Origin of the sequence: Bradyrhizobium sp. AZCC 2230 (assembly GCF_036924495.1) — a bacterium.
Lineage (GTDB): Bacteria > Pseudomonadota > Alphaproteobacteria > Rhizobiales > Xanthobacteraceae > Bradyrhizobium > Bradyrhizobium rifense.
The window spans coordinates 4,352,835-4,378,189 of record NZ_JAZHRS010000001.1 but is presented as its reverse complement, the minus strand read 5'-3'; the positions used below and the strand labels follow the sequence as shown (position 1 = coordinate 4,378,189).

The window sequence follows — 25,355 nt, the reverse complement described above, 5'->3', positions numbered from 1 at the left end:
CATGTTGAACAGGATGGGCCTGATCGCGCGCGGGTTGGCCGCCGCGCTGCTGGTTCTCGTCTCCGCGCGGCTCGCCGCCGCAGACGAGAAGCGGCTTCCGGTGCCGGCTGTAGCGATCCGCGCCGGAGAGCTGATCAGGGACGACATGATCACCGAGCGCACCTTTGCGCCGAACGTGCTCGGTGTCGCCATGTTCATCGAAGGGCGTCAGGTCCTCGTCGGTCGCATGGCGCGGCGGGCGTTGCTGCCGGGCCAGCCGATTCCCACCAATTCGGTCGAGGATCCCTGGACCATCGCCCGTGGCGCCATGGTCAAGGTCGTGGTCGAAGACTCCGGTCTGTCGATCGTGACCTACGGCGCGGCCATGCAATCCGGTGCGCCGGGCTCGCTCATTACCGTGCGGAACACCGACACGGGCGTGATGATCAGGGCCATCGTTCAGCCGGATGGCACCGTCAAGGTTGCGGACGGGTCATGACCAGAGTCCTGATCGCGCTTCTCCTCATCCTTTCCGCCGCCAGCGCCCAGGCCGCCGTCCGCATCAAGGACATCGCGGACATCAAGGGGCTGCGCGAAAACCAGATCGTGGGCTACGGCCTCGTGATCGGCCTCAACGGCACTGGCGACACCCTGCGCAACGCGCCGTTCACGGAACAGTCGCTGCAGTCGATGCTCGAAAACATGGGCATCAATGTCCGGAACGAGACGACCAGCACGAACAACTCGGCGCGGCCGACGACGCTGCGCACGCGCAACGTCGCCGCCGTGATGGTGACCGCGGATCTGATGCCGTCGATCGGCCCAGGCGAACGGATGGACGTGACGGTGTCGTCGCTGGGAGATGCGACGTCGCTGCTCGGCGGCACGCTGGTGATGACGTCGCTGCGCGCGGCCGACGGTGCGGTTTACGCGGTGGCGCAAGGTGCGGTCATGGTCGCCGGTTACAGCGTCGGAGGCCAGGCCCAGAACGTCAGCCAGGGCACGCCGACGGCGGGCCGTATTCCGAACGGCGCGCTGGTCGAGCGGGAGGTGCAGGGTAGCCTTCACGAGATGGAATACCTGGTGCTGGAGCTGAAGAACCCCGACTTCGTCACCGCGACGCGAATCCTCGACGCCGTCAATCGCTATGCCGGCGGCCGCTATCGCGCCCAGATCGCGTTCGAGCGCGATTACCGGACCATCGTGTTGTCCAAGCCGCGCTATGTCGGCCCGGTTCGCTTTCTGGCCGAGATCGGCGAACTCACCGTCGAACCCGATACGCCGGCGCGGGTGGTGATCAACGAACGCACCGGCACGGTGGTGATCGGACGCGACGTGCGAATCTCCACCGTCGCCGTCACCCATGGCAATTTGACGGTCCGTGTCACCGAGATGCCCGTGGTGTCGCAGCCTGCGCCGTTCTCGCAAGGCCAGACGGTCGTGGTGCCCCAGACCATCGTCGAGGCCAACGAGGCCGGATCGCAGGTGGCGATCCTGAGCGGTGTCGACCTCCAGCGCCTCGTACGCGGCCTGAATCAGATCGGACTGAAGCCGTCCGGCATCATCGCGATCCTCCAGGCGATCAAGACGGCCGGCGCGCTGCAGGCTGAAGTCATCGTGCAATGATGCATAAGCGTCGTGCAAGCTTGGTCGCTCAATGCTCTGGTCTCGACCGAGAATCGCACGCGACCCGATGCTGAAGCTGGATTACATAGCGCAACTTCTTCTCCTGGCCGCGATGTTGGCGCTCGCGGGCGCGTCGCCCGCGCTGGCGCTGGACGAGCCGAAGTCGTCGAAGCCGCTCAATCTGCTCTCCTTCGCACGCGCTCGCGCGCCCGGGCCACAGAAGCCGCATGCGCCAGCGACGCCGGTCCCGGGTGATAGCTCACGGGCAACGGCCTGGGCGGCCGAAGATTCGGGTCCCGCGATCACGGGGGCGGTTCCGACGGAGGCTCCTCCGCCGGCGCCGGCCCCCGCGCCCGTGCCGAGCCGTCCGGCGAAGTCCGGCAGCGTCACGGCGCCGCCGAAGCCGGTGCCGGCTCAAGCTGCCGCGCCTGGGGACAACGAAGTTGCGCTGTTCTGCAGCAACGTGGCCGATCCCGCCGTCGACGCCAGGCTCGCCTGGCAGCTGAAAGAGCTGGAGAAGGCCGAGAGCCTGCTGCGGGAGCGGATCGCCGAAGTCGAAGCCAAGCGCGCCGAATACGAGAAGTGGATGGCGCTGCGCGACGACTTCCTGAAGAAAGCGGAAGCGAGCGTCGTCGAGATCTATTCGCGCATGAAGCCGGACGCTGCCGCCACCCAGATCGCCGGCATGGCGGACGAGACGGCCGCCGCGGTGCTCGCAAAGCTCAGCCCGAGGAGCTCGAGCGCAATTTTCAACGAGATGGAGACCGGGCGCGCAGCACATCTCGCCGACCTGCTCGGTGGAATGCGTCGCGTGGATGACGGGAAGACCAAGTAAATGAAGACGCTGATCCTCATCCTGTCGCTCGTGCTTCTCGCCGGATGCTCCCATGATCCGGCAGAACTCCTGACTGGCCCGAAACTGTCGCCCGTCGGCAGCGGTCTGAGGGCGCCGGCCGAACCGATCCCGGTGACGCCCCGCATCCGCACGCCCGTCAGCTATCGCTCGACCTGGGATGACGGCACCGATCTCTACCGCGATCCCCGCGCCCGGCGCATTGGCGACGTCGTGACGGTGATCATCTCGATGCAGGACAAGGCCAAGCTCGACAACAAGACCGGCCGCTCGCGCGATTCGCAGATTCAGTTCGGGCTGAACTGGCTGATGGACGTCGCTGGATGGCAGGACAAGGGCCAGACCAACGCCAACCTCAACACCAATACCCAGATCAAGGGCAACGGCCAGATCGACCGCTCCGAGGACATCAAGCTTTCCATTGCGGCCGTCGTCACCGACGTGTTGCCGAACGGAAATATGATGATCAGCGGTTCGCAGGAGTTCGGTATCAACACGGAGATGCGCGTGCTCAATGTCGGCGGTATCGTGCGTCCACGCGATATTTCGCGAACCAACACGATCTCCTACGAGAAGATCGCCGAGGCGCGCGTGGCCTATGGCGGTCGCGGAAATCTGTCTGACGTGCAGCAACCTGGATGGGGGCACCGGATCTATGACGCCGTCGCACCATTCTGAGACTCGCGCGTCGTGGAAGCAGGGGGTGTCATGCGCCTGATTGCAGCCATCCTCGTGCTGACCCTGGTCGCGATCGGCGCGGGCGCGCTGGCGGGCTTGCACCTGTTCGCCGCAGCCGAACGCGTCGCCGACGCAAAGAAGGGCGCCACCCCGCCGCCGATCGCGTCGAGCTACGCCGGCAGCGCGCGGCTCAGGAAGCTGTCGCCGATCGTGACCAATCTCGCGGCGCCGGCCAACAATTGGGCCCGGGTCGAAGCCTCCATGGTGACCGACAGCATGAGCGACGAGGATGCCGGCATCCTGGCCGCTCATATCAGCGAGGACATCGTCACTTATCTGCGGTCCGCCTCGGTCACGCAGTTCGAAGGCACGCGCGGGCTCCAGCATCTGCGCGACGACCTGTCCGAACGCGCCAGCATCCGCTCGTCCGGCAAAGTCCGCGAATTGATCATTGAGACGTTGGTGATCCAGTGAAATTGAGAGTCTTGCTGCTTGCGTTGCTGCTGGTCGTGCTGCCCGAGGTAGCGTTCGCCCAGGTCCCGGACCTCAATTCACTGCTGCCGCCGGGCAACGGCTCGACCAGCGGCCGCATCATCCAGCTCATGGCGCTGCTGACGGTGCTGTCCGTCGCACCGGGGCTGCTCATCATGGTGACGAGCTTCACGCGCTTCGCCGTCGCGCTCTCGTTCCTGCGCGCCGGCCTCGGGCTTCAGACGACGCCTCCGAATCTCGTGCTGATCAGCCTCGCCATGTTCATGACCTTCTACGTCATGGCGCCGACCTTCGATCGCGCCTGGGAAACCGGCGTGCAGCCGCTGATGAAGAACGAGATCTCGGAGGAAGAGGCTTATCTGAAGATCAGCGATCCGTTCCGCGAATTCATGCTGGCCCATGTCCGCGACAAGGACCTGCAGACGTTCGAGTCGCTCGCCGCGGAAAGCTTCCGCAGGAAGTTCGACGACAAGCGCATCGACATGCGCGTGATCATCCCGGCGTTCATGATCTCCGAGCTCCGGCGTTCGTTCGAGATCGGCTTCCTCATCATCCTGCCATTCCTCGTCATCGACATGATCGTGGCGACGCTGACCATGTCGATGGGCATGATGATGATGCCGCCGTCGATCCTCGCGCTGCCGTTCAAGGTGCTGTTCTTCGTGCTGATCGACGGCTGGAACCTGCTGGCCTCCGGACTGGTGCGGTCGTTCTCGTAACAGCGGCCCTCGACCTAACGGTTCGTTAAGGTTAGCGAAGAGTAACATTAACCATATGATTTTGCTGAAGAATTCAATCCCGTCTTAATTCGGAAGCAAGATTCGACGTGCTAGCAATGCGGCACGGCGGGTTGGACCCCACCCACATCAGTCCAAAGGCATGATGCCGCCCCTCCGTACCGGTGAAAGCCCGGTATGTCCCCTCGTGAAAATGTAACGCGTACATCAAAGGGACATTCGCAATGTCAAGCCTGCTTACGAACTCGACCGCTATGACCGCCCTCCAGACCCTGCGGTCTGTGAGCTCCCAACTCGCCACCACGCAGACCCGCATCTCCACCGGCCAGCGTGTCTCGACCGCTTCGGACAACGCTGCCTACTGGTCGATCGCGACCTCGATGCGCGCCGACAACGCCGCGCTCTCCGCCGTCTCCGACTCGCTCGGTCTGTCGGCCGCGACCGTCGACACCGAATATACCGCTCTGACCTCGGTCGTCGGCGACAGCACCGGCGGCCTGACCAAGCTGCAGTCGCTGCTGGTCGAAGCCAAGACGGCGGGTATTGACCGCACCAAGATCCAGGCGGACGTCACCCAGATCCAGCAGCAGATGAAGAGCACCGCCGATGCGGCGACCTTCAACGGCGTGAACTGGCTGAGCACGACGACGGCCACGCCGGCGACGGTCGACCTGGTGTCGTCGTACTCCCGCGTCGGCAGCACGCCGACCACCGGCTCCATCCAGCTGACCACTGCCAACTATGCGCTCTACAGCTCGTCCACCAACGGCATCCTGGACACGGTGAGCAGCGGCGTGTCGGTCAACACGATCGACATCTCCACGCTGACTGACGCGGCGACCGACCAGGCCACGCTCGATACCTACATCGCGCAGGTGACCTCTGCGATCAACTCGGTGGCTTCGGCCGCCGCGAACCTCGGTGCCGTCAAGAACCGTATCTCGACCAACACGGACTTCGTGAAGTCGTTGATGGACTCGGTGACGCGCGGTATCGGTCAGCTCGTCGACGCCGACATGAACCAGGAGTCCACCCGTCTGTCGGCTCTCCAGGTCCAGCAGCAGCTCGGCGTTCAGGCGCTCTCGATCGCCAACAGCAGCAGCCAGAGCATCCTCTCGCTGTTCCGCTAAGCCTGAAAACCATCTGAGGGAGGGCCGCGCTTCTCGTGAAGCGCGGCCCTTTCGTTTGACGTGACGTCGCGCGCACGCCGCAATTTCGGCTGCGCTGTTGCGGCCAGGACACAGGGCCACAAGCCCCGCACAAGCTTCACGCGCTACGGTCACCGCTACGACGGGTTGGGCCTAACCGCTTTTCCGCAGCCCAAAGGCATGACGCCGCCCTGTCGTACCGGTGCAAGTCCGGTATGTCCCCAAATCAACTCAATCTTCAAAGGGACATCAAAATGGGTTCTAGCCTTCTCACCAACTCCGCAGCAATGACCGCGCTGCAGACCCTCCGCAACGTCAGCTCCAGCCTCCAGACCACCGAAAACCGGATCTCGACCGGTCAGCGCGTGGCCACGGCTTCGGACAACGCCGCCTACTGGTCGATCGCGACCTCAATGCGCGCCGACAACGCCGCGCTCTCCGCCGTCTCCGACTCGCTCGGTCTGTCGGCAGCGACCGTCGACACCGAATATACCGCTCTCACCGCGGTTGTCGGTGACAGCACCGGCGGCCTGACCAAGCTCCAGGCGCTCCTGGTCGAAGCCAAGACCGCCGGTATCGACCGCACCAAGATCCAGGCCGACATCACCCAGATCCAGCAGCAGATGAAGGGCACCGCCGATGCGGCCACCTTCAACGGCGTGAACTGGCTGAGCGTGACGACGGCAACGCCGGCGACCTTCGACCTGGTGTCGTCGTTCTCCCGCGTTGGTGGCACGCCGACCATCGGCTCGATCACCCTGACGATTTCCAACTACTCGCTCTACAGCACGTCCACCACCGGCATCCTGGACACGGTGAGCGGCGGCGCGTCGGTCGACACGATCAACATCACCTCGCTGACCGACGCGGCGACCGACCAGGCCACGCTCAGCACCTACATCACGCAGGTGACTGCTGCGATCAACTCGGTGGCTTCGGCCGCCGCCGACCTCGGCGCCGTCAAGAACCGCATCGCGACCAACACGGACTTCGTCAAGACCTTGATGGACTCGGTGAATCGTGGTGTCGGTCAGCTCGTCGACGCCGACATGAACGCGGAATCCACCCGCCTTCAGGCACTCCAGACCCAGCAGCAGCTCGGCGTTCAGGCGCTCTCGATCGCCAACCAGAACAGCCAGAGCATCCTCTCGCTGTTCCGCTAAGCCTGAAAACCATCTAAGGGGGCCGCGCTTCGTGAGAAGCGCGGCCCTTTTCATTTTGGCGTGCGTTGTTCGGGTATCAGAGGCGCGATTTCGTGCCCCGAATTGCGGTCCGGTCACAGAGCCACAAGCCTCGCGCAAACTTCGCGTGCTATCGCCGCCATTACGACAGGTTGAGCGCGCTTTTTCGCAGCTCAAAGGCATGATGCCGCCCTCTCGTACCGGTGCAAGCCCGGTATGTCCCAAAAATTTCAAATCGTTTTCAAGGGGACGTCAAAAATGAGTTCTAGCCTGCTCACCAACTCCGCAGCAATGACCGCGCTGCAGACCCTCCGCAACGTCAGCTCCAGCCTCCAGACCACCGAAAACCGGATCTCGACCGGTCAGCGCGTGGCCACGGCTTCGGACAACGCCGCCTACTGGTCGATCGCGACCTCGATGCGCGCCGACAACGCCGCGCTCTCTGCCGTCTCCGACTCGCTCGGTCTGTCGGCAGCGACCGTCGACACCGAATATACCGCTCTCACCGCGGTTGTCGGTGACAGCACCGGCGGCCTGACCAAGCTCCAGGCGCTCCTGGTCGAAGCCAAGACCGCCGGTATCGACCGCACCAAGATCCAGGCCGACATCACCCAGATCCAGCAGCAGATGAAGGGCACCGCCGATGCGGCCACCTTCAACGGCGTGAACTGGCTGAGCGTGACGACGGCAACGCCGGCGACCTTCGACCTGGTGTCGTCGTTCTCCCGCGTTGGTGGCACGCCGACCATCGGCTCGATCACCCTGACGATCTCCAACTACTCGCTCTACAGCACGTCCACCACCGGCATCCTGGACACGGTGAGCGGCGGTGCGTCGGTCAACACGATCGACATCACCTCGCTGACCGACGCGGCGACCGACCAGGCCACGCTCAGCACCTACATCACGAAGGTGACTGCTGCGCTCAACTCGGTGGCGTCGGCCGCCGCCGACCTCGGCGCCGTCAAGAACCGCATCGCGACCAACACGGACTTCGTCAAGACCTTGATGGACTCGGTGACGCGTGGTGTCGGTCAGCTCGTCGACGCCGACATGAACGCGGAATCCACCCGCCTTCAGGCACTCCAGACCCAGCAGCAGCTCGGCGTTCAGGCGCTCTCGATCGCCAACCAGAACAGCCAGAGCATCCTCTCGCTGTTCAAGTAAGCACTAGCTTCCAAGACGACCGTGCTCCCTCGGGAGCACGGTCCCCGCCGTGACCGGCGGAAGTGATGGCACATGATGTGCCCGCAATCGTCCTCCCGACGCCAGACCTGATGCAAGAGGCTGCGGCCGATCGCGCGGCAACGCGTTCGATCGCCCGCACGTTGCCATCGACCTGCCTGCGTCGCCCAAGGTTCTTGTAAAATTGCAACGCCTCGCCTGCGAAGCGGCGCATTCGCGTTTGCGCGCAACCTTCAGACAAGGTTGACAGCAGAGTGTCCTCTACGTTCGCATTGGTACGAGGTCATATGCTTAGTCGCGCGCAGCTACAGCAGCTGCTCAACAATCTGCTGGAACTTGGGCCGCGACGTCTGATGGCCTTGGGATTGATCGGCTTCGCCGTCCTCGTCACCGTGGTCGGTGGTGCTTATTACCTGAGCCGGCCGGAATTCGAATCCCTCTATACCGGCCTGTCCCGCGAAGACGTGACGCGTATCGGCGCCGCCCTGCGCGAGCAGAACATTACTTTCGATATCAGCGCAGCCGGCGATGCCGTCTCGGTGCGGCCGAGTCAGACCGCGCAGGCGCGAATGCTGCTGGCTGAGAAGGGGCTGCCGACCAGCGCCAATGCCGGCTACGAGCTGTTCGACAAGATCGGATCGCTCGGACTGACCTCCTTCATGCAGGAGGTCACGAAGCTTCGTGCGCTCGAGGGTGAGATTGCGCGCACCGTTCAGCTGATGAAGGGCGTCAAGGCGGCGCGGGTGCACATCGTGATGCCGGTGCGCGGCTCGTTCCGCGCGACGCAGCAGCCGCCGTCCGCATCGGTCGTGCTGCGCACCGACGGCGCGATCGAGGCGCGCACGGCGCAATCGATCCGCCACCTCGTCGCGGCCGCCATTCCCGGCATGACGCGCGACAAGGTCACCGTGCTCGACGCCGACGGCTCGATGCTGCTGGCCGAAGAGGACGAGGCCAGCGCCGCGCCGACCAAGATGGCGAGCCTCCAGAAGACGGTCGGCGGGATGGTGCAGGAAAACATCCGCAAGGCGCTGACGCCCTATCTCGGCCTGGACAATTTCGAGGTCAGCGTCGCGCCGCAGCTCTCCACCGACAAGCGCCAGGTCAACGAGACGGTCTACGATCCCGAGACCCGCGCCGAGCGTTCGGTCCGCAACGTCCGCGAAAACGAAAAGTCGTCGAACGCCGACCGATCGACGCCGACGACGGTCCAGCAGAACCTTCCGGATCAGCAGGTCAACGCCGGCGGCACCAAGAACTCCAGCGAGGACAAGACGCGCCGCGAGGACGTTACCAATTTCGAGGTCTCGTCCAAGACCACGACGACGGTCAGCGACGGTTACTTGGTCAAGAAACTCTTCATCGCCGTCCTGGTCAATCGCGCGCGGCTCGTCGCCGACCTCGGCGACAAGACCAATCAGGTCATCGTCGACAGCAAGCTCGCCGAAATCAGCCAGCTCGCAGCGACCGCCGGCGGATTGGACAAGGCGCGCGGCGACCAGATCCAGGTGACTGCGGTCGACTTCGTGGAGGGCTCGCGCGAGCTCGCGCCGGTACCGCCGATCAGCTTCGTCGAGATGATGAACAAGCAGCTCGGCAGCGTCATCAATGCGGTGACGATCCTGGCCGTCGCTTCGATGCTGGTCTGGTTCGGGCTTCGGCCCGCGGTCAACGGCATCCTGGCCCATCGCGCCGCGCAGGAGCAGACCGAGGCTGCCGAGGCGGCCGAGCTCGAGGCTGCTACGGCCCTTGCATTGGCCGATAGCCAGGATCCCGAGCTCAACCTCGTCGAGGACCTCGAAGGCAAGATGCAGCGTACGCCGCAGAAGCGGCTGGAGCAGATCGTCCGCCTCGATCAGATGCAGGCGGCAGCAATCCTTAAAGACTGGATGCGACGCGAGGAGGCGGCATGAACGCGGCAATCGGAAAGCTCCTGACCCAATTCGACGCGAACGGCCGGGCCAAGTCGCCGCCGCCGCCTCCGCCGCCCAAGATCCAGGACGTCCTGACGAGAAAGGAAATCCGGCGCGAGCCTCAATCGCAGCCTCAAGCGCAACGCCAGGCGCAGGCCCAGCCGCAACTTCAGCCGCCTCCGGCGTCCGCGCCGGAAGCCGCGCCGGTCAATCTGCTCGAAGACGCCTATCGCCGCGGCCATACCGCAGGCCTTGCGGAAGGCGAATCCAAGCTCGCCGAAGAGCGCGTCCGCAGCGCGATCCGGCTCGGTGAGGAGCGGGCCAAATGGTCCGACCAGCAGGCGGTCGCGATCGTCAACGGATTCGACTCTGCCTGCCGCGAGATCGAGAGCAACATTGCAAGCTCGGTCGCGCGGATATTGCTGCCGTTCCTCGCCGATGCGGTCCGCGACAAGGCGATCGGATCCCTGGTCGAGCAGATCTCGGCGCTGACCTCGAATTCCCCGGTGCCGGCGTTCCGCGTCACCGGCCCCAGCGAGCTCATCGACCTCGTCCGGACGCAACTCAATCTGGCCGGCCGCTCTGGCGTCGAATACCAGTCCGCCGACACCGTCGAGGTTCGCGTCCTCGCCGATCAGACCACGATCGAGACGCAGATCTCGACCTGGATGGATCGGCTGAAAGAGGCGCGCCGGTAGTTTCACCATGGAAGAGGTCAAGCACGAGCTCGTCATTATCCGTCGGCGGAGCGCTTTCGAAGACGAGAAGCCGCACGGTGGCGTTTGGAAGATCGCCTATGCGGACTTCATGACCGCGATGATGGCGTTCTTCCTGGTGATGTGGCTGCTCAACGCGCTCAACCAGGACCAGAAACAGGTGGTCGCGAGCTACTTCAACCCGATCAAGCTCGCGGAGAACGCGCCCGCGCCGAAGGGACTGAAGGACCTCACCAAGAAAGAGCCGACGACGTTCGAGGGACAGGATGGCAAGCGCCAGCCGTCCGGGCCGAACGAGGAGCGCCGCGGCGACTCGCCGACGGCCGAGAAGCCGCCCTTCTACGAAGAGAAGGTCCTGTTCCGCGATCCCTACGCAACGCTCGCCGAAATCGCGGCGAGCTCGAACCAGGCCTCGGGCCAGCGGCGCGCCGGTGCGCTGACGTCGGCCGAAGAGGATGGCCTCAAGGGCGGCGACGCCTATCGCGACCCGTTCGATCCCGGCTATTGGAAGCTCGCGCCCGAGGCTTCGAAGGAAGCCGACAGGATTATGGACGGCGAGCCGAAGCCGAATGCTTCCGCGCGCGACAATCCGGCCGGCACAAATCAGGGCGAGCCGCGTCGCGGCAGGACCGATGATGCCGGCGGCAGCGTGGCACCCGACGCGCAGGCGTCGTCCACGAGCCAGTCGCCATTGTTGCCGCCGGGACCGGCGCCATCATCGTCTGCGCGCGACGGCAGCGTTCAGCCGAATGCGCAGGCTAACCTTCAGGCCAACGCCGGGCCGCAGGCACGTCCTACCGACGCTCCGAAGGAATCCGAGCCACGTGACGCGGCCCAGACCCAGCAGCCGACGGTCAAGCAGCTTCAGTCTGCGATTGCCGATGCCCTCTCGGATATCAAGGCCGGCGCCGGGCCGGTGGCCGAGGTCCGGCAGGTGGAGGAGGGCTTGTTGGTCAGCCTAACCGACGATGCGACCTTCGGCATGTTCGCGGTCGGCTCGGCCGAGCCGCGGCCCGAGCTCGTTCGCGTTATCGACAAGATCGGCCCGCTGATCGCCAAGCGCCGCGGCATGATCATCGTCCGCGGTCATACCGACAACCGGCCCTACAAGTCCGATAATTACGACAATTGGCGGCTGTCCACGGCGCGCGCGCAGATGGCCTACTACATGCTGGTTCGCTCCGGCGTCGATGCGCAGCGGATCGAGCATGTCGAAGGCTATGCCGATCGCCGCCCAAAGCTTCAGAACGATCCAGCCGCCGCGCAAAACCGTCGTATCGAAATCCTGATCCGGGAGAAGCGCCCTTGACCAGGCCGCTGCTCCGCGCCGTGATGCTGATGGTGTTGTCGCTTGTGGCGACGCGCGCATCTGCCGAACCGACAGCGCCGTCCAGGGAGCCGTTTGAGCTCGTCCGCGCGCTGCAGGCGGTGCAGGACGGCATCGCCAATGGCGACACCGCGGCGCATGCCAGCCACATAGCGCTGATCCGGCAGATTGGTGAAAAATTTCTCGCCGCCGACGCGAGCGTGTGGAGCAATCCGCAGAACGGCCAGGCGGTCGTGATCTATCTGCTCAGCGGCGGCGCCCCGCAGATCGTCCGCAAGCTGCCGCGCGACAAGATCAATGTGGATTCGCGGCTGTTCGACGGCGCGCTCGCTTACGTCGAAGGCCGTCAGGATGAGGCGAGGGACCTGCTCAAGGACGTCAAGCCGCGCACGATCCCGTCCGGTATGGGCGGGCAGGTGGCGCTGGTCCAGGGCGCGCTGTTCGCACGTTCCGAGGCCTCGCTCGCGATCGAGCGTCTCGATGACGCGCGCCTTCTGCTGCCCGGCACGCTGGTCGAAGAGGCGGCGTTGCGGCGCGAGATCCTGCTGGTCGGGCAGGCGGAGGATTTCGACAAGTTCGAGTTCCTGACGCTGGCCTATATCCGCCACTACCGCAACTCGGTCTACGCCGGTGATTTCTGGCAGCGCTTCTCCACAGGCCTGACGCAATCTGGTCTCGCGCTGGATGATCGCCGCTTTGCACGGGTCGCGGCGCTGCTGGAGCAGGTCGACCGCGCCAGCCGCCTCAAGCTCTATCTGGTGATCGCGCGCGGCGCGCTGGTTCGCGGCAAACTCACCGTGACCCGGCTCGCAGGCGAGCGGGCGCTGACGCTTAGCGCCGATGCCACGCCCGATCGCGAGCGCGCCCATTTCTACCGCGGCGCATCCCGCGCGCTCACTGACGAATACGACGGCGGCTTTGCCGAGCTGAAGGCGCTCGACCGGACGAAGCTAGCGGAGCGCGACGTGCTTCTTCTCAATGCAACCCTCCAGCTCGCGCTCGACGTCCGTAAGCCGATTGCAGGTCCGACCGCTGTCATGTCGGCGGACAAGCCGCCGCTCACGCCGGCGCGGATCGATCTGGCGTCGTCGAACGCAATGCTCGCGCGCGCCCAGACGCAGCTCGGCGAACTGGAGCTTCTCACCAAGGATCGCCGTCCATGACCAAGCTTAGCGGAACTTCCGGACAGCTTTTCGCAGGCCTCGCCGAAACTCTTACGCGCGGGGTGTCCCGCTCGGCGAAGGGCACGGCGACGACGGGTGCAAAAACGGCGGACGATTCATCGTTTCACGATCTGCTTCACACGGTCTCGAACATGGCCAAGCGGGCGCTGAACGATCAGGGCGGCGATACCACCACAAAAGCTGCTTCGGTACGCCCGCGCCTGGCCCAGCTGACCGAGCCCGACACGTCGAAGGACGAGCCGGTGCACGAGCGCACCGAGGAGCCCAAATCGTCGACCAGGAAAGACCCGGTCGATCAAACGGCGAAGGCGGACGTCCCGACCAGATTGAGCGTTCCGACGATCGTGGGGCAGGAACTTGCCGCAGCCCAGGCCGTGACGATGCAGACGTCGCAACCGTCGAGCGACACGAAGGACACCTCGACCCGCGACGAACGAACCTCGACTGCGAAGCGCGAAGTTCAGAGCGTGACCGACGCGAAGGTGGCGACGGCAGATGTCGCGCGGTCCTCCGCAGCGTCATCGACCGTCGCGCCGTCGACTGCCGCGCGTTCCACGGCCGATGCTTCCGGGCCGCGCGCGCAGCCGGCCGCTGCGACGCTGCAGGCGTTGCCGGAGGACAGCGACGTTCAACCGAAAGCGATGCCGGGCGCCACATCCGGGTTCGAAGCCGTCACGGCGAGTGTCGAGCGCGCCGTAAAGTCCGCGAGCCGCGACGCCTTGCCGGAAACGACCAAGGTCACGGTGGTTCAGCAGGAGACGCATCTGCCTCCCGTTGCGCAGTTCAGCGCGAGCCAGCAGGTCGCGAACGCGGTGGTGTCAGATCTGAAGAGCTCGGCCGCGCCGGCCGCATCCACCGGTGCCGATCTCGTGGGCGCCCAGAGCAATGCGCCGGATCAGCCGGTCAAGATCCTCACCGTCAATCTCGAGCCGCCGGACCTCGGCAATGTCACCGTGCGCCTTCGTCTCGTCGGCACCGAGGTGTCGGTTCAGCTTGCCGCGCAACGCAAGGACACCAGCACGATGCTGGATCAGCAGCGCGACCAGATCCGTGACCTGATGCAGTCGGCGGGCTACGTGGCCGACGTCGCGCCCGTACAGCACGGCTCGCTCGATGGGTTCCAGGCCGGATCCGGCCAGTCACAGTCGCAACTCGCGAGCCAGCAACAGCAATCATCCCAGTCGCAAGGCGCGTTCGGCGGCGCGGGCACCTCGTCCGGTCAGTCGGACGGCGGAGCCAGGCAAGCCCGGCAGGATCAGCAGCCCAACCAGGAGGCACGCCATGACCAGGACGTGGCGCCGCATACTCGTCGCGGCCCTGTTTATCTGTAGCACCGGCGCCGCCGAGGCGGCGGCGACCGACACTGCGCGCCCCTGCGAGCGCGAGATGGCGCGCGCCTCACAGCAGTACGGAATTCCGCTCGGCATTCTCTATGCCGTCGGCCTCACCGAGACGGGTCGGCGCGGCGCGCTCTATCCCTACGCGCTCGGTGCGGAAGGGCAGACCGTGTTCGCCAGGGACATGAATGATGCGATGGCGAATTTCGAAGCGATGCGAGCCAAGGGCATCAAGCTGATCGATCTCGGCTGCATGCAGATCAACCATTACTTTCACGGCGACAAGTTCACATCGGTGCGCGCGATGTTCGATCCGGCCAAGAACGTCGACTACGCCGCGCGCTTCCTCAAGGAGCTGAAGCAACGCGAGGGAAGCTGGACCATGGCGGTCGCCCGCTACAATGCCGGCCCCAACAATCAACCGGCGCAGAAACGCTACGTCTGCCACATCGTCGCGCATCTCGTCTCCAGCGGATTCGGCGCGTGGACCGACAAGGCGCGCTCATTCTGCCAACCCAAGACAACATGACTCAACGACGTGAAATTGACGATGCGTCGCATGAAGTTGTGCATCGTCACTGACCATCAGCCCCGCGCAAGCAAGACCCCCCATTGTAACGACAATCTGTCAAAGGAGCCCAATCTATGAGCCTGTATGGTGTTATGCGCACCGGCGTTTCCGGTATGAACGCGCAGTCCAACAAGCTGTCGACGGTCTCGGACAACATCGCGAACGTCAATACGGTCGGCTACAAGCGGGCTTCGACGGAATTCTCCTCGCTGATCCTGAAGAGCGGCTCCGGCAATTACGATTCCGGCGCGGTCGAGACCACGGTCCGCTACGCCATCACCGATCCCGGCAACCTCCAGTTCACGACCTCGACGACGGACCTTGCGGTCCAGGGCAACGGCTTCTTCGTCGTGCAGGACACCAACGGCAACAACTTCCTCACGCGTGCCGGCTCGTTCGTGCCCGACAGCACGGGCAATCTCGTCAACACGGCTGGCTTCCAGCTGATGGGCTACAACATCCAGAACGGCGCCACGCCAAATGTCTCCGCCAACGGCTTCGGCGGCTTGCAGGTCGTCAACGTCAATCAGATGGCGCTGCAGGCCTCGCCGTCGACGCTGGCGACCGTGGCAGCCAACCTCGATCCGAGCGCGGCGGTTGTCGGCACACCGGCCGCTGCGGCTGGCCCGGGCAATTACACGTCGAAGACGTCGATGGTGACCTACGACAATATCGGAAATCCCGTGACGCTCAGTGTCTACGCGGCCAAGACCAGCGCGAATACGTGGGACGTCGAAGTCTACGATCCCGCGGGCAACGTGCTCACGACGCACGGTGCTGCCACGACATTCAAGTTCGACGTGAGTTCAACCGGAAAAGGCAAGCTTGACCTGGTGGGCCCGCCGCCGAGCGCGACGTCGCTCACGGTTGCAATCCCGGGCGGCTCGGGCACCTTCAAGATTGACATGTCGGCGATGACCCAGGTCGCCTCCAGCTTCGACTTCAAGGCGACCGTCGACGGCAACGCGCCGTCTGCCGTCGACAAGGTCAATATCGACAGCAAGGGTGTGGTCACCGCAGTGCTCAAGAACGGCACCGAGCTGCCGAGCTTCCAGATCGCGCTCGCGACCGTGCCGAGCCCGGACCATCTGACGCCCGAGGTCGGCAACGTCTATTCGCCGAACCTGGACTCCGGAAACGTACAGGTCGGCCTGGCCGGTCAGGGCGGTCTCGGAACCATCCAGTCCGGCGCGCTCGAAGACTCCAACGTCGATCTTGCCAGCGAGCTGACCGACATGATCTCGGCGCAGCGCGGTTTCACCGCGAACTCGAAGTCGTTCCAGACCGGCGCTGATCTCCTCGACGTCGTCGTCAACCTGAAGCGCTGAATTCTTCAGCGCCCTTCCCGGGCAAGAGAACGTTCAAGAGCACGCCATGTCCATTACGTCAGCCCTCGACTCCGCCCGCAATTCGCTCATGGCGTCGGGCATCCAGTCGTCGACCGTCTCGCGCAACATCGCCGGCGCCAGTTCGACCGGCTATTCGCGCAAGATCACGGTGCTGGACAATCTTCCCGGTGCCGGCGTCTACGTGGCGGCGATCCAGCGCGCCGCCTCCTCCGGCCTGTACAGCAACGTCCTGACCGCGACCTCCGCGGCCGCCACGCAGAGCGCGATCTATGACGGTCTCCAGAAGATCGCTTCTGCCACCGTGGACGACCCGCAGCTCGACCAGTCGCCGACGGCGCAGCTCAATGCGCTGAAGCAGGCGCTTCAGCAATATGCCAACGCCCCGGACAATACCACGCTGGCCCAGGCCGCCGTGACGTCCGCCAAGGACATGGCGACCGCGCTCAACCAGGCAACCCAGACCGTGCAGTCGGTCCGCGAGGGCGCGGATGCCGACATGAACATTTCGGTCCAGAACATCAACCAGCTGCTCTCCCAGTTCCAGACCGTCAATACGGCGGTCGTGAAGGGGACGATCGCCGGCGACGACGTGACCGATTATCTCGACCAGCGCGACAGCATCGTCTCGAAGCTGTCCCAGGAGGTCGGCGTCACGATGTCGATCCGCACCAACGGCGATGCTGCGCTCTACACCGACAGCGGCGTGGTGCTGTTCGACAAGACGGCGCGGGCGGTGAGCTTCGCCCCGACCACCTCCTATTCGGCGAACATCACCGGGAACGCGGTCTTTATCGACGGCGTGCCCGTGACCGGCGCCAATTCGGTGATGCCGATCAAGTCCGGCAAGCTCGCCGGTCTCGCCCAATTGCGCGACAACGACACCGTCACCTATCAGAGCCAGCTCGACGAGGTCGCCCGCGGCCTGATCAATACTTTCAAAGAGAGTGATCAGTCCGCCACTCCAACGCTGCCGGACGTGCCGGGTCTCTTTACCTATCCCGGCGCGCCGACGATGCCCGCGAGCGGAACCGTCTTGGTCGGTCTTGCCGGAACCATCTCGGTCGCTGCCTCAGTCGACCCATCCGCCACACCGGGCGGAAATCCCAACCTGCTGCGCGACGGCGCGATCAGCGGCAACTCCGCCTACCAATATAACACCGCCGGCAGCGGCGGCTATTCGACCCGGCTTCAGCAGCTCATCACCAATATGGATGCGTCGCAGCCGTTCGATGCGACCACGCAAGGCAAGCCGAACGGCAGCCTGATCGACTACGCCTCGTCGTCGACGAGCTGGATCGAAAACCAGCGCAAGACCGCCAACGACAACTCCCAGTACCAGAGTACGCTGCTCGACCGCAGCACGACGGCGCTGTCAAACGTCAACGGCGTCAACATGGACGACGAGATGTCGTTGATGCTCCAGGTCGAGCGCACCTATTCGGCGTCGTCGAAGATCATCTCGACCGTCGACCAAATGTTGCAAGCCTTGCTAGCCGCCGTGGGGACTTAGTCATGATGAGCGCCAACTACATTTCCACCCTGATGTTGTCCTCGTCATTGAGGTATTCGATCACGAGCAACCAGGCTGCGCTGAGCAAGGCGTCGACGGAGGCGACCACCGGCCGCTTTGCCGATGTCGGCCTCGAGCTCGGTGCCACGACGGGAGGCGACGTCACCTTAAGGGCGGACTTGAGTTTCGCCGACCAGCTCGTCGATACCAACGGGCTCGTCGCGGGGCGCCTGGACGTGACCCAGGACCGCATCACCCAGCTCAGCTCGACCGCAACGGACTTCCTCAAGGACCTGATCGCGGCCCGCAGCACCGACGGTGGCGGGCGGATCATCCTGCCGCCTGCGTCCTCCAACCTCCAGGATCTGATCGGCGCGCTGAACATCTCCTACAACGGCTCGTATCTGTTCTCGGGCATCAACACGCAGAACCAGCCGGTCACACCTTACGCCGCCGGCTCCGCCAGCAAGAACCAGGTCGATACGGATTTCGCGGCACCGCCACCGACGGGCTTCGGCTTCCCGCAATCCTCGCCCAGCGTGAGCAGCATTACCCCTGCTCAGATGCAGACGTTCCTCAACACCACCTTCGATGCAGAATTCGCAAGCCCGGCCTGGAACACCAACTGGTCGTCGGCCACCGACCAGGTCATGCAAAGCCGCATCTCCACGACCGAGATCGCCGACACTTCCGTCAGCGCCAACCAGACCGGCTTCCGCAAGCTTGCCGAGGCCTACACGATGATGGCCGATCTCGGGAACGCGAATCTGAACCAGTCGACGTTCCAGGTCGTTGTGGACAAGGCCATCGGCCTCGTCGGCAGCGCCATCACCGACCTTGCTGCGCTCGGCGGCAGCGTCGGCACGGTTCAGCAGCGGATCACCACCGCGACCGACAAGCTCAAGACCCAGAAAGACATTCTGAACAATCAGATCGTCGGCATGGAGCAGGTCGATCCGACCGAAGCATCGGTGCGCGTCAATGCGCTGCAGACCCAGATCCAGACGGCGCTCGCGCTCACCTCGCAGCTCCAGAAGATCAGCCTGATCAACTATCTCTGAGCCTGAGCCGGGTTCGCGTTCGCTTTTCGTTTCTTGCAATTTTCTGCGCAGAGTTGTCCGGATGACTTTTGAAGCCTACGAAACGGTCGTTGAAGACAGCGGCTACGAGGCGCGGGGGCGCGAGCGCCAGGCGCTCAGCCTCGGCATCGACCGGCTGGAGCGGCTCCAGAAGGAGGACTACAGCAGGGAGGATCAGGTCCAGAGCCTGCTCTACGTCCGTCGGCTGTGGACCATCTTCATCGAGGATCTCACGCATCCGGAGAACGGACTGCCCGAACAGCTGCGCGCCGACATCATCTCGATCGGCTTGTGGGTCGTCAAGGAAGCCGATCGCCTTCGCGAGGAACGATCGAACGACGTGATGCAGCTCGTCGAAATCAACCGCATGATCCGAGACGCGCTTTAATGAAGATTTCCTTGCGGGCGGGCGAACGGGTCTACATCAACGGCGCGGTGCTGCGCGTGGACCGCAAGGTCTCGCTCGAGCTCGTCAACGACGTGATGTTCCTGCTCGAAGGGCAGGTCATGCAGGCCTCCGACGCCACCACGGCGATGCGCCAGCTCTATTTCATGGTCCAGCTCATGCTGATGAACCCGACGGATGTCGGCGCCGCCGCCTCGCTCTATGGGCAGCACCACGCGGCCCTGCTCGCGGTGTGCGAGAACCCTGAGATGCTGGACGGGCTCGCCGCGATCGACGAGATGGTCGGCGGGACCCGCTACTTCGAGGCGCTCAAGCGGATCCGGGCGCTGTTTCCCCTGGAGCAGGCGATCCTCGCCGGCGCCACCACCGAGTCCCCAGTCCAGGCTGCCTGACAGCGGAGAGGCACATGAACGTCCCCAGCGCGACCGATACCACAAGCACCAATTCGACCAGCTCGACCTCGTCCACGACGAACACGTCGAACAACACCGTCGACTACAACACGTTCCTGCAGCTCCTCATCGCCGAGATGAAGAATCAGGATCCGACCAATCCGATGGATACGTCGCAATATATGAGTCAGTTCGCCCAGCTGTCGTCGGTCGAGCAGGCGATGCAGACCAATACGAAGCTGGACTCGCTGCTGTCCTCGCAGGCGCTGTCGCAGGCGGACGGGCTGATCGGGAAGAACGTCAGCTTCACCGACTCGACCGGAGCGACCTTCACCGGCAAGGTCGCGTCGATCTCCATCAACAGCAACGGCTCCGTCGCGACCCTCGAAGACGGCACCAAGGTCGCGGTCGGCCCCGGCCTGACGATCAGCTAGCCATGAACGAGCGGGACGCCCTCGACATCGTCCAGGCGGCGATCTGGACCATCCTTGTTGCCTGCGGACCCGCGGTCGGCGCGGGGATGCTGGTCGGCATCGGTATCGCGCTGGTCCAGGCTCTGACCCAGATCCAGGAGGCGACGCTGACCTTCGTTCCGAAGATCGTCGTCATCCTCGTGGTTGTGGCCGTCTCCGGCTCCTTCATCGGCGCGCATATCTCCACCTTCACCGAGATGGTCTATTCGCGGATCGAGCACGGCTTCTGATCCGCGGAGCGCTCCGGCCACCACCCTCGCGTAAGCTTTGCGGGGCAAATTGCAGGCGGACCCTGCTGCCGGTGACCCATGGCCGATACTTTAGCTGCTAGCCTGCCGAACGCGCGACGCTTGGGCGCGGACGCCTTCTTTGCGGGCGGTATCGTGGCTATGCTCACGATCCTGTTCCTGCCGATACCTCCGATCCTGATCGACCTTGGCCTTGCCTTCTCGATCGCGCTGTCGGCCCTGATCCTGATGGTCGCGCTGTGGATCCAGCGTCCGCTCGACTTCTCCGCCTTCCCGACGGTGCTGCTGATCGCGACGATCCTGCGGCTGGCGCTGAACGTTGCAACGACCCGCCTGATCCTGTCGCGCGGCGGCGAGGGCGAGGAGGCTGCGGGCCATGTCGTCGCCGGCTTCTCGAAGTTCGTCATGGGCGGCGACTTCGTCATCGGCCTGATCATCTTCGCGATCCTGGTCACGGTGAACTTCGTCGTGATCACCAAGGGCGCGACGCGTATCGCCGAAGTCGGTGCCCGCTTCACCCTGGACGCCATACCGGGCAAGCAGATGGCGATCGACGCCGACCTGTCGGCGGGCCTGATCGACGACAAGGAAGCTCAGCGCCGGCGCCGCGAGCTCGAAGAGGAAAGCTCCTTCTTCGGCGCGATGGACGGTGCCTCGAAATTCGTCCGCGGCGATGCCATCGCCGGCCTGATCATCACCGCGATCAACATCTTCGGCGGCATCATCATCGGCGTCACCCATCACGGTCTGACGCTGTCGCGCGCTGCCGACGTCTACACAAAACTCTCCGTCGGCGACGGTCTGGTCACGCAGATGCCGGCACTGATCGTGTCGCTTTCGGCGGGCCTTCTGGTCTCCAAGGGCGGCACCAGGGGGTCGGCGGAGCAGGCCGTGCTGCGGCAGCTCGGCGGCTACCCGCGCGCGGTGTCGGCGGCGTCGTTGATGATGTTCGTGCTCGGCTTGATGCCGGGACTGCCGATGGCGCCATTCGTGCTCCTGGGCGGCGTCATGGCCTTCGTCGGCTACTCGCTGCCGAGGCGGCAGGCGGCCGCGCAGCAGAAGGAAGCGGCGCGCAAGGCGGAAGAGCGTGCGCAGAGCGACGCCAAGGAATCCGTCAAGGAGTCGCTCAAGACCGCCGAGATCGAGCTGTCGCTCGGCAGCCATCTGTCGGTCCATCTGCTCAGCTCGCGCAACGAGCTTGCCCACCGCGTCAGCAAGATCCGCAAGAAGTTCGCCAAGCAGTACGGCTTCGTCATTCCCGAGATCAAGCTGTCGGACAATCTGTCGATCGATCCCAAGAGCTACCAGATCCGGATCCACGATACCCGCGTCGCCCATGGCGAGCTCAGGATCGGCGAGGTGATGGTGCTGGTGGACAAGGACGGCAAGCCCGACGTGCCCGGCGACGAGGTGATCGAGCCCGCATTCGGCATGAAGGCGCTGTGGGTCACCGAAGCCTTCACCGATGAGGTCAGGCGGCAGGGCTGCAAGCCGGTCGACAATCTGTCGGTGCTGCTCACGCATCTGAGCGAGGTGCTCAGGGCGAATCTCTCCCAGCTGCTGTCCTACAAGGATATGCGCGGACTGCTTGACCGGCTCGAGCCGGAGTACAAGCGCCTGGTCGACGATCTCTGTCCGTCGCAGATCTCCTATTCTGGCCTGCTGGCGATCCTGAAGATCCTGCTGGGCGAGCGGGTGTCGATCCGGAATCTTCATCTGATCCTCGAGGCGGTCGCCGAGATCGCGCCTCATGTGCGGCGGTCCGAGCAGGTGGCCGAGCACGTGCGCATGCGCCTGGCTCAGCAGATCTGCGGCGATCTCTCAGACAATGGCGTGCTCAACGTCCTTCGCCTCGGCAACCGCTGGGACCTCGCCTTCCATCAGAGCCTGAAGCGCGATGGCAAGGGCGACGTCGTCGAGTTCGACGCCGACCCGCGGCTGATCGAGCAGTTCGCGACCGAAGCCAGCGCCTCGATCCGGAAATTCACCGAGGACGGTACCAGCGTGGTGCTGGCGGTGACCCCGGAAGCCCGACCCTATGTCCGCATGATTCTGGAACGGGTGTTCCCGACATTGCCGATCCTGTCGCATGTCGAGGTCGCTCGCAGCGCCGAGATCCGGGCGCTCGGAGCCATCTCGTGATCAGCGGCCTCGCCGACAACGTGCTCGCGACGTTCATCGTGTTCTGCCGTATCGGCTCCTGCCTGATGCTGGTGCCCGGTTATTCCAGCACGAACATTCCGCCGCAGATCCGCCTGTTCGTCGCGCTCGTCACGACGTTCGCGCTGTCGCCGATTCTGGTCTCGGTCCTGAAGCCGCTCGTGGACGATGCAGCACCGCTGACGCTCGCGTTGCTGATCGGCACCGAAGTCCTGGTCGGCAGCGTCATCGGTCTCGGCGGGCGCGTGTTCTTCCTCGCGCTCCAGACCATGTCCACCGTCATGGCGAGCGCGATCGGGCTCAGCAACATTCCAGGCGTGCCGATCGGCGACAACGATCCGACGCCGGCGTCGGTGCCGCTGATCATGGCAGCGGTCACCACCCTGTTCTTCCTGACCGATCAGCATTGGCAGGTCCTGCGCGGGTTGATGAACTCCTACGACGTCTGGCATCCCGGTGAGAAGCTGAGCGGCGAGATGGCGCTGAACCAGCTCGCCAGCCGCCTGACCGACGCGTTCGTGCTGACGCTGCGGATCACCAGCCCTTTCATCGTCTATTCCGTCATCGTCAATTTTTCGGTCGGCCTCATCAACAAGCTGGCGCCGTCGATTGCGGTCTATTTCGTCTCGGTGCCGTTCGTCCTGGTTGGTGGCCTTCTGCTGCTCTACCTCACCAGCGACGAGTTGCTGACGCAATTCATGCTCGGCATGTCGTCGTGGCTGGGATGACGGGCCATGACCTCGCGCGCGGACAAGCTCGGTCGGATCGTCTCGCTGGTGAAGCTTCAGCTCCGTCTGTCCGAATGGCAGCTCGCGCAATTACGGCAGCAGGAGCAGACCATGCAGGATGAGCAGGTGTGGCTGGTCGGGACTCTGAACGAGGGAACGCCGCCAGCCGGATCGTCGAGCGATTCGCTGGCGAGGCGCCTCAACAGGACGACCGTCGGCGCGCGTGCCGTGCAGGAACGTGCCGCGATGCAGCTCGATAAGGTCCGTTCGGAGAACCGGCGCGTGAAACAGCTCGAGGAGGTCGCCAAGGTGGCGCTGGCCGAAAAGCTGCGCGACGCCGAGAAGCGCTCGCTCGCGGAAATGACGGAGACACATGCCGCCGTGCGGGATTTGACACCGCGGCCAGCCAGCCGGAACAAGACATGATCGTGACACCGACATCCGACGTCGTCCTCGACGTCCTCGACGCCGCCGATCCGGTGACGCAGCGCGCCGCGACCGCGAAGCTCGACGCGCTGAAATCGTCGGACGCCGATTTCGCCGCGACGATGGACGCCGAGGCCACCAAGGCGGCCGCGGCCGATCAATCCGCCGCAAAGGTGGCGGAAGCGCAGTCCGGGGTGGTGAACGGGCCGCCGGTGCAGGTGATCAAGAAGCCCGGCCCGGACGAGGTCTATCGCAAGTTCGAAGCATTCATTCTCCAGACCTTCGTCGAGACGATGTTGCCGAAGGAGTCGGAGGAGGTGTTTGGCAAGGGCACCGCCGGCGGCGTCTGGAAATCGATGCTGGCCGAGCAGCTCGGCGCCCAGCTCGCGAAGGGCAAGGGGATCGGAATTGCCAAGCAGCTCGCGTCCGCGCATCCGCCTGGTCCGGATGTGACGGGCAAGTCGGGCTGATGGTTCTGGGACATGGGTGACGAAAGTTGAAGGGTGAATTTGCGATGCAGGTAGAACAAGGCGCGACACTTCCGGTGATGGAGCAGCCGGTCGTTGAACGGCAGGTGCTGGACTCCGAGGTGATGACAGGGGCCGCGTCGGGCGATGCTCTGTTGCCCGTGCTCCTGTCGAATGTCGGCGGCGACATGCCGTTCGACGAGGCTGAAGCGGCAAGATTGGAGGCGACGCGGGCCGAGGAGGTCAGTGGCCTGCTATCCGCGATCCGCCGGCTCGAGACCATCGTCGAGGAAGAAACCGTCGCGCTCGCGACCGGACAGAAGGTCGATTTCGACGATTTCAGCATGCGCAAGAGCCGGAGCATGCTGGAATTCGTCCGCCTGATGCGGGCGCGGATGCATCTCGGCGGCGAGACCGAGATCACCGAGGAGATCCGGCAGCTGCGCGAGAAGCTCGAGCGAAACCGTTCGCTTCTCGAAATGCATTACGACGCCGTGCGTGAGGTCGCGACCATCATCGTCAGGGCGATCAAGGACGCCGAGTCGGACGGCACCTACACCGGTCGCGTAGCGCGAGACGGAAAATGATCAAACTGGTGCTGGCCGGGCTCTGGGTATGCATCCTCACCGCGGGCACGAGCTATGGCGTGGCCTATTGGAAGGAAAATGGCACCCTGTTGCCCGCGAAGGACGAATATCTCGACGGGCTGCAATACCAGAAGACCCGGGCGCTGAGCATACCCATGGTCGAGAGCGGCGCCGTGCAGGGCTACATCGTCGCGCGCTTCGTCTACACGGTGGAGGCGCGAACCATGCACCAGCTCACCGTTCCGCCCGAGCCGTTCGTCGTGGATGAGGCTTTTCGCAGGATCTACGCTGACGACAAGCTCGATTTCAGGAAGCTCGCCCGCTACGACCTCTCCGTCCTCACCGCCGGGATCAAGCAGCGCGTCAACGAGCGGATGCAGGCCGACATCGTCCAGGACGTTCTGGTCGAGGACTTCAACTACGTCTCCAAGGAAGAATTCCAGCAGAAGCCGTAACGCTCGGGGCCGCGTGGCTTCACCGTCGTAACGACGTTTCTTGCTGCTGAAAACAAACCGGCCTCCGCGGATGTCCCCGCAGAGGCCGTTTTTCGTTTGCGAGCCGTGGTTTAAAGCATGATCCGGAAAAGTGTGCGGCGGTTTTCCG

Annotated in this window: 28 protein-coding genes; all 28 read left to right on the top strand. The window is 64.3% G+C overall.

The genetic code is table 11. The features are described 5' to 3' along the window. Position 1: 1 nt before the first annotated feature. Positions 2–478 (top strand): flagellar basal body P-ring formation chaperone FlgA, encoded by a 477-nt coding sequence (flgA, locus tag V1280_RS20930; protein ID WP_334528188.1) that lies wholly within the window; start codon positions 2–4, stop codon positions 476–478. After that, entirely contained in the window at positions 475–1,605 is a 1,131-nt protein-coding gene (gene flgI, locus V1280_RS20925; protein WP_334528185.1) for a flagellar basal body P-ring protein FlgI, read from the top strand. Before flgA ends, flgI begins: the two co-directional genes overlap by 4 nt. 67 nt (positions 1,606–1,672) lie before the next feature. Next, complete coding sequence (locus V1280_RS20920) at positions 1,673–2,440, top strand: MotE family protein (protein WP_334528182.1); 768 nt, start codon at positions 1,673–1,675, stop codon at positions 2,438–2,440. Next, positions 2,441–3,136, top strand: a complete 696-nt coding sequence (gene flgH, locus V1280_RS20915) for a flagellar basal body L-ring protein FlgH (protein ID WP_334528180.1) — start codon at positions 2,441–2,443, stop codon at positions 3,134–3,136. 30 nt (positions 3,137–3,166) lie between these two features. Beyond that, positions 3,167–3,610 (top strand): flagellar basal body-associated FliL family protein, encoded by a 444-nt coding sequence (locus tag V1280_RS20910; RefSeq protein ID WP_148772957.1) that lies wholly within the window; start codon positions 3,167–3,169, stop codon positions 3,608–3,610. After that, positions 3,607–4,347, top strand: a complete 741-nt coding sequence (gene fliP, locus V1280_RS20905) for a flagellar type III secretion system pore protein FliP (protein ID WP_334528175.1) — start codon at positions 3,607–3,609, stop codon at positions 4,345–4,347. Before V1280_RS20910 ends, fliP begins: the two co-directional genes overlap by 4 nt. A 242-nt stretch (positions 4,348–4,589) precedes the next feature. After that, positions 4,590–5,495, top strand: a complete 906-nt coding sequence (locus V1280_RS20900; protein WP_334528172.1) for a flagellin N-terminal helical domain-containing protein — start codon at positions 4,590–4,592, stop codon at positions 5,493–5,495. 272 nt (positions 5,496–5,767) lie between these two features. Further along, a complete protein-coding gene (locus V1280_RS20895) occupies positions 5,768–6,676 on the top strand; it encodes a flagellin N-terminal helical domain-containing protein (RefSeq protein ID WP_334528169.1) in 909 nt (302 codons plus the stop codon). Positions 6,677–6,952: 276 nt separating this feature from the next. Next, complete coding sequence (locus tag V1280_RS20890) at positions 6,953–7,861, top strand: flagellin N-terminal helical domain-containing protein (RefSeq protein WP_334528166.1); 909 nt, start codon at positions 6,953–6,955, stop codon at positions 7,859–7,861. A 305-nt stretch (positions 7,862–8,166) separates the two neighbouring features. Further along, positions 8,167–9,792, top strand: coding sequence for a flagellar basal-body MS-ring/collar protein FliF (gene fliF, locus V1280_RS20885; protein ID WP_334528163.1), 1,626 nt, complete (start codon positions 8,167–8,169; stop codon positions 9,790–9,792). Further along, positions 9,789–10,490: a hypothetical protein gene (locus V1280_RS20880; RefSeq protein WP_334528160.1), complete on the top strand. Its 702-nt coding sequence runs from the start codon at positions 9,789–9,791 to the stop codon at positions 10,488–10,490. The genes fliF and V1280_RS20880 overlap by 4 nt, the downstream gene beginning before the upstream one ends. 7 nt (positions 10,491–10,497) lie before the next feature. After that, positions 10,498–11,817: a MotB family protein gene (locus tag V1280_RS20875; protein ID WP_334528157.1), complete on the top strand. Its 1,320-nt coding sequence runs from the start codon at positions 10,498–10,500 to the stop codon at positions 11,815–11,817. Beyond that, positions 11,814–12,998 (top strand): chemotaxis protein, encoded by a 1,185-nt coding sequence (locus V1280_RS20870; protein WP_334528155.1) that lies wholly within the window; start codon positions 11,814–11,816, stop codon positions 12,996–12,998. Before V1280_RS20875 ends, V1280_RS20870 begins: the two co-directional genes overlap by 4 nt. Next, a complete protein-coding gene (gene fliK, locus V1280_RS20865; RefSeq protein ID WP_334528153.1) occupies positions 12,995–14,350 on the top strand; it encodes a flagellar hook-length control protein FliK in 1,356 nt (451 codons plus the stop codon). The genes V1280_RS20870 and fliK overlap by 4 nt, the downstream gene beginning before the upstream one ends. Beyond that, positions 14,301–14,885 (top strand): lytic transglycosylase domain-containing protein, encoded by a 585-nt coding sequence (locus tag V1280_RS20860; RefSeq protein WP_334528151.1) that lies wholly within the window; start codon positions 14,301–14,303, stop codon positions 14,883–14,885. Before fliK ends, V1280_RS20860 begins: the two co-directional genes overlap by 50 nt. A gap of 116 nt (positions 14,886–15,001) precedes the next feature. Next, positions 15,002–16,255 (top strand): flagellar hook protein FlgE, encoded by a 1,254-nt coding sequence (locus V1280_RS20855; protein WP_334528148.1) that lies wholly within the window; start codon positions 15,002–15,004, stop codon positions 16,253–16,255. A 46-nt stretch (positions 16,256–16,301) separates the two neighbouring features. After that, the gene (gene flgK, locus V1280_RS20850) at positions 16,302–17,786 is read left to right on the top strand and encodes a flagellar hook-associated protein FlgK (protein WP_334528145.1); all 1,485 of its coding nucleotides are present in this window, start codon (positions 16,302–16,304) and stop codon (positions 17,784–17,786) included. Positions 17,787–17,788: 2 nt separating this feature from the next. Then, complete coding sequence (locus V1280_RS20845; RefSeq protein WP_334528143.1) at positions 17,789–18,847, top strand: flagellar hook-associated family protein; 1,059 nt, start codon at positions 17,789–17,791, stop codon at positions 18,845–18,847. A gap of 61 nt (positions 18,848–18,908) precedes the next feature. Then, positions 18,909–19,253, top strand: a complete 345-nt coding sequence (gene flaF, locus V1280_RS20840; protein WP_334528140.1) for a flagellar biosynthesis regulator FlaF — start codon at positions 18,909–18,911, stop codon at positions 19,251–19,253. Further along, positions 19,253–19,663 carry a flagellar biosynthesis repressor FlbT gene (gene flbT, locus V1280_RS20835; RefSeq protein WP_148772942.1) on the top strand — a complete coding sequence of 137 codons (411 nt, stop codon included), beginning with the start codon at positions 19,253–19,255 and terminating at the stop codon, positions 19,661–19,663. Before flaF ends, flbT begins: the two co-directional genes overlap by 1 nt. A 14-nt stretch (positions 19,664–19,677) precedes the next feature. Beyond that, positions 19,678–20,097 carry a flagellar hook assembly protein FlgD gene (gene flgD / locus V1280_RS20830; protein WP_334528135.1) on the top strand — a complete coding sequence of 140 codons (420 nt, stop codon included), beginning with the start codon at positions 19,678–19,680 and terminating at the stop codon, positions 20,095–20,097. A 2-nt stretch (positions 20,098–20,099) separates the two neighbouring features. Continuing rightward, positions 20,100–20,366 carry a flagellar biosynthesis protein FliQ gene (gene fliQ, locus V1280_RS20825; protein ID WP_148772940.1) on the top strand — a complete coding sequence of 89 codons (267 nt, stop codon included), beginning with the start codon at positions 20,100–20,102 and terminating at the stop codon, positions 20,364–20,366. Between the two features lie 78 nt (positions 20,367–20,444). Continuing rightward, a complete protein-coding gene (flhA, locus tag V1280_RS20820) occupies positions 20,445–22,526 on the top strand; it encodes a flagellar biosynthesis protein FlhA (protein WP_148772939.1) in 2,082 nt (693 codons plus the stop codon). Then, entirely contained in the window at positions 22,523–23,272 is a 750-nt protein-coding gene (gene fliR / locus V1280_RS20815; RefSeq protein WP_334528127.1) for a flagellar biosynthesis protein FliR, read from the top strand. The genes flhA and fliR overlap by 4 nt, the downstream gene beginning before the upstream one ends. A 6-nt stretch (positions 23,273–23,278) precedes the next feature. Next, positions 23,279–23,698, top strand: coding sequence for a hypothetical protein (locus V1280_RS20810; RefSeq protein ID WP_334528124.1), 420 nt, complete (start codon positions 23,279–23,281; stop codon positions 23,696–23,698). Further along, a complete protein-coding gene (locus V1280_RS20805; protein ID WP_334528122.1) occupies positions 23,695–24,168 on the top strand; it encodes a rod-binding protein in 474 nt (157 codons plus the stop codon). The genes V1280_RS20810 and V1280_RS20805 overlap by 4 nt, the downstream gene beginning before the upstream one ends. Before the next feature lie 44 nt (positions 24,169–24,212). Beyond that, positions 24,213–24,752 carry a flagellar biosynthesis protein FlgN gene (locus V1280_RS20800; RefSeq protein ID WP_334528119.1) on the top strand — a complete coding sequence of 180 codons (540 nt, stop codon included), beginning with the start codon at positions 24,213–24,215 and terminating at the stop codon, positions 24,750–24,752. Next, positions 24,749–25,207 carry a hypothetical protein gene (locus V1280_RS20795; protein WP_283049937.1) on the top strand — a complete coding sequence of 153 codons (459 nt, stop codon included), beginning with the start codon at positions 24,749–24,751 and terminating at the stop codon, positions 25,205–25,207. Before V1280_RS20800 ends, V1280_RS20795 begins: the two co-directional genes overlap by 4 nt. The last annotated feature ends 148 nt before the right edge of the window (positions 25,208–25,355 follow it).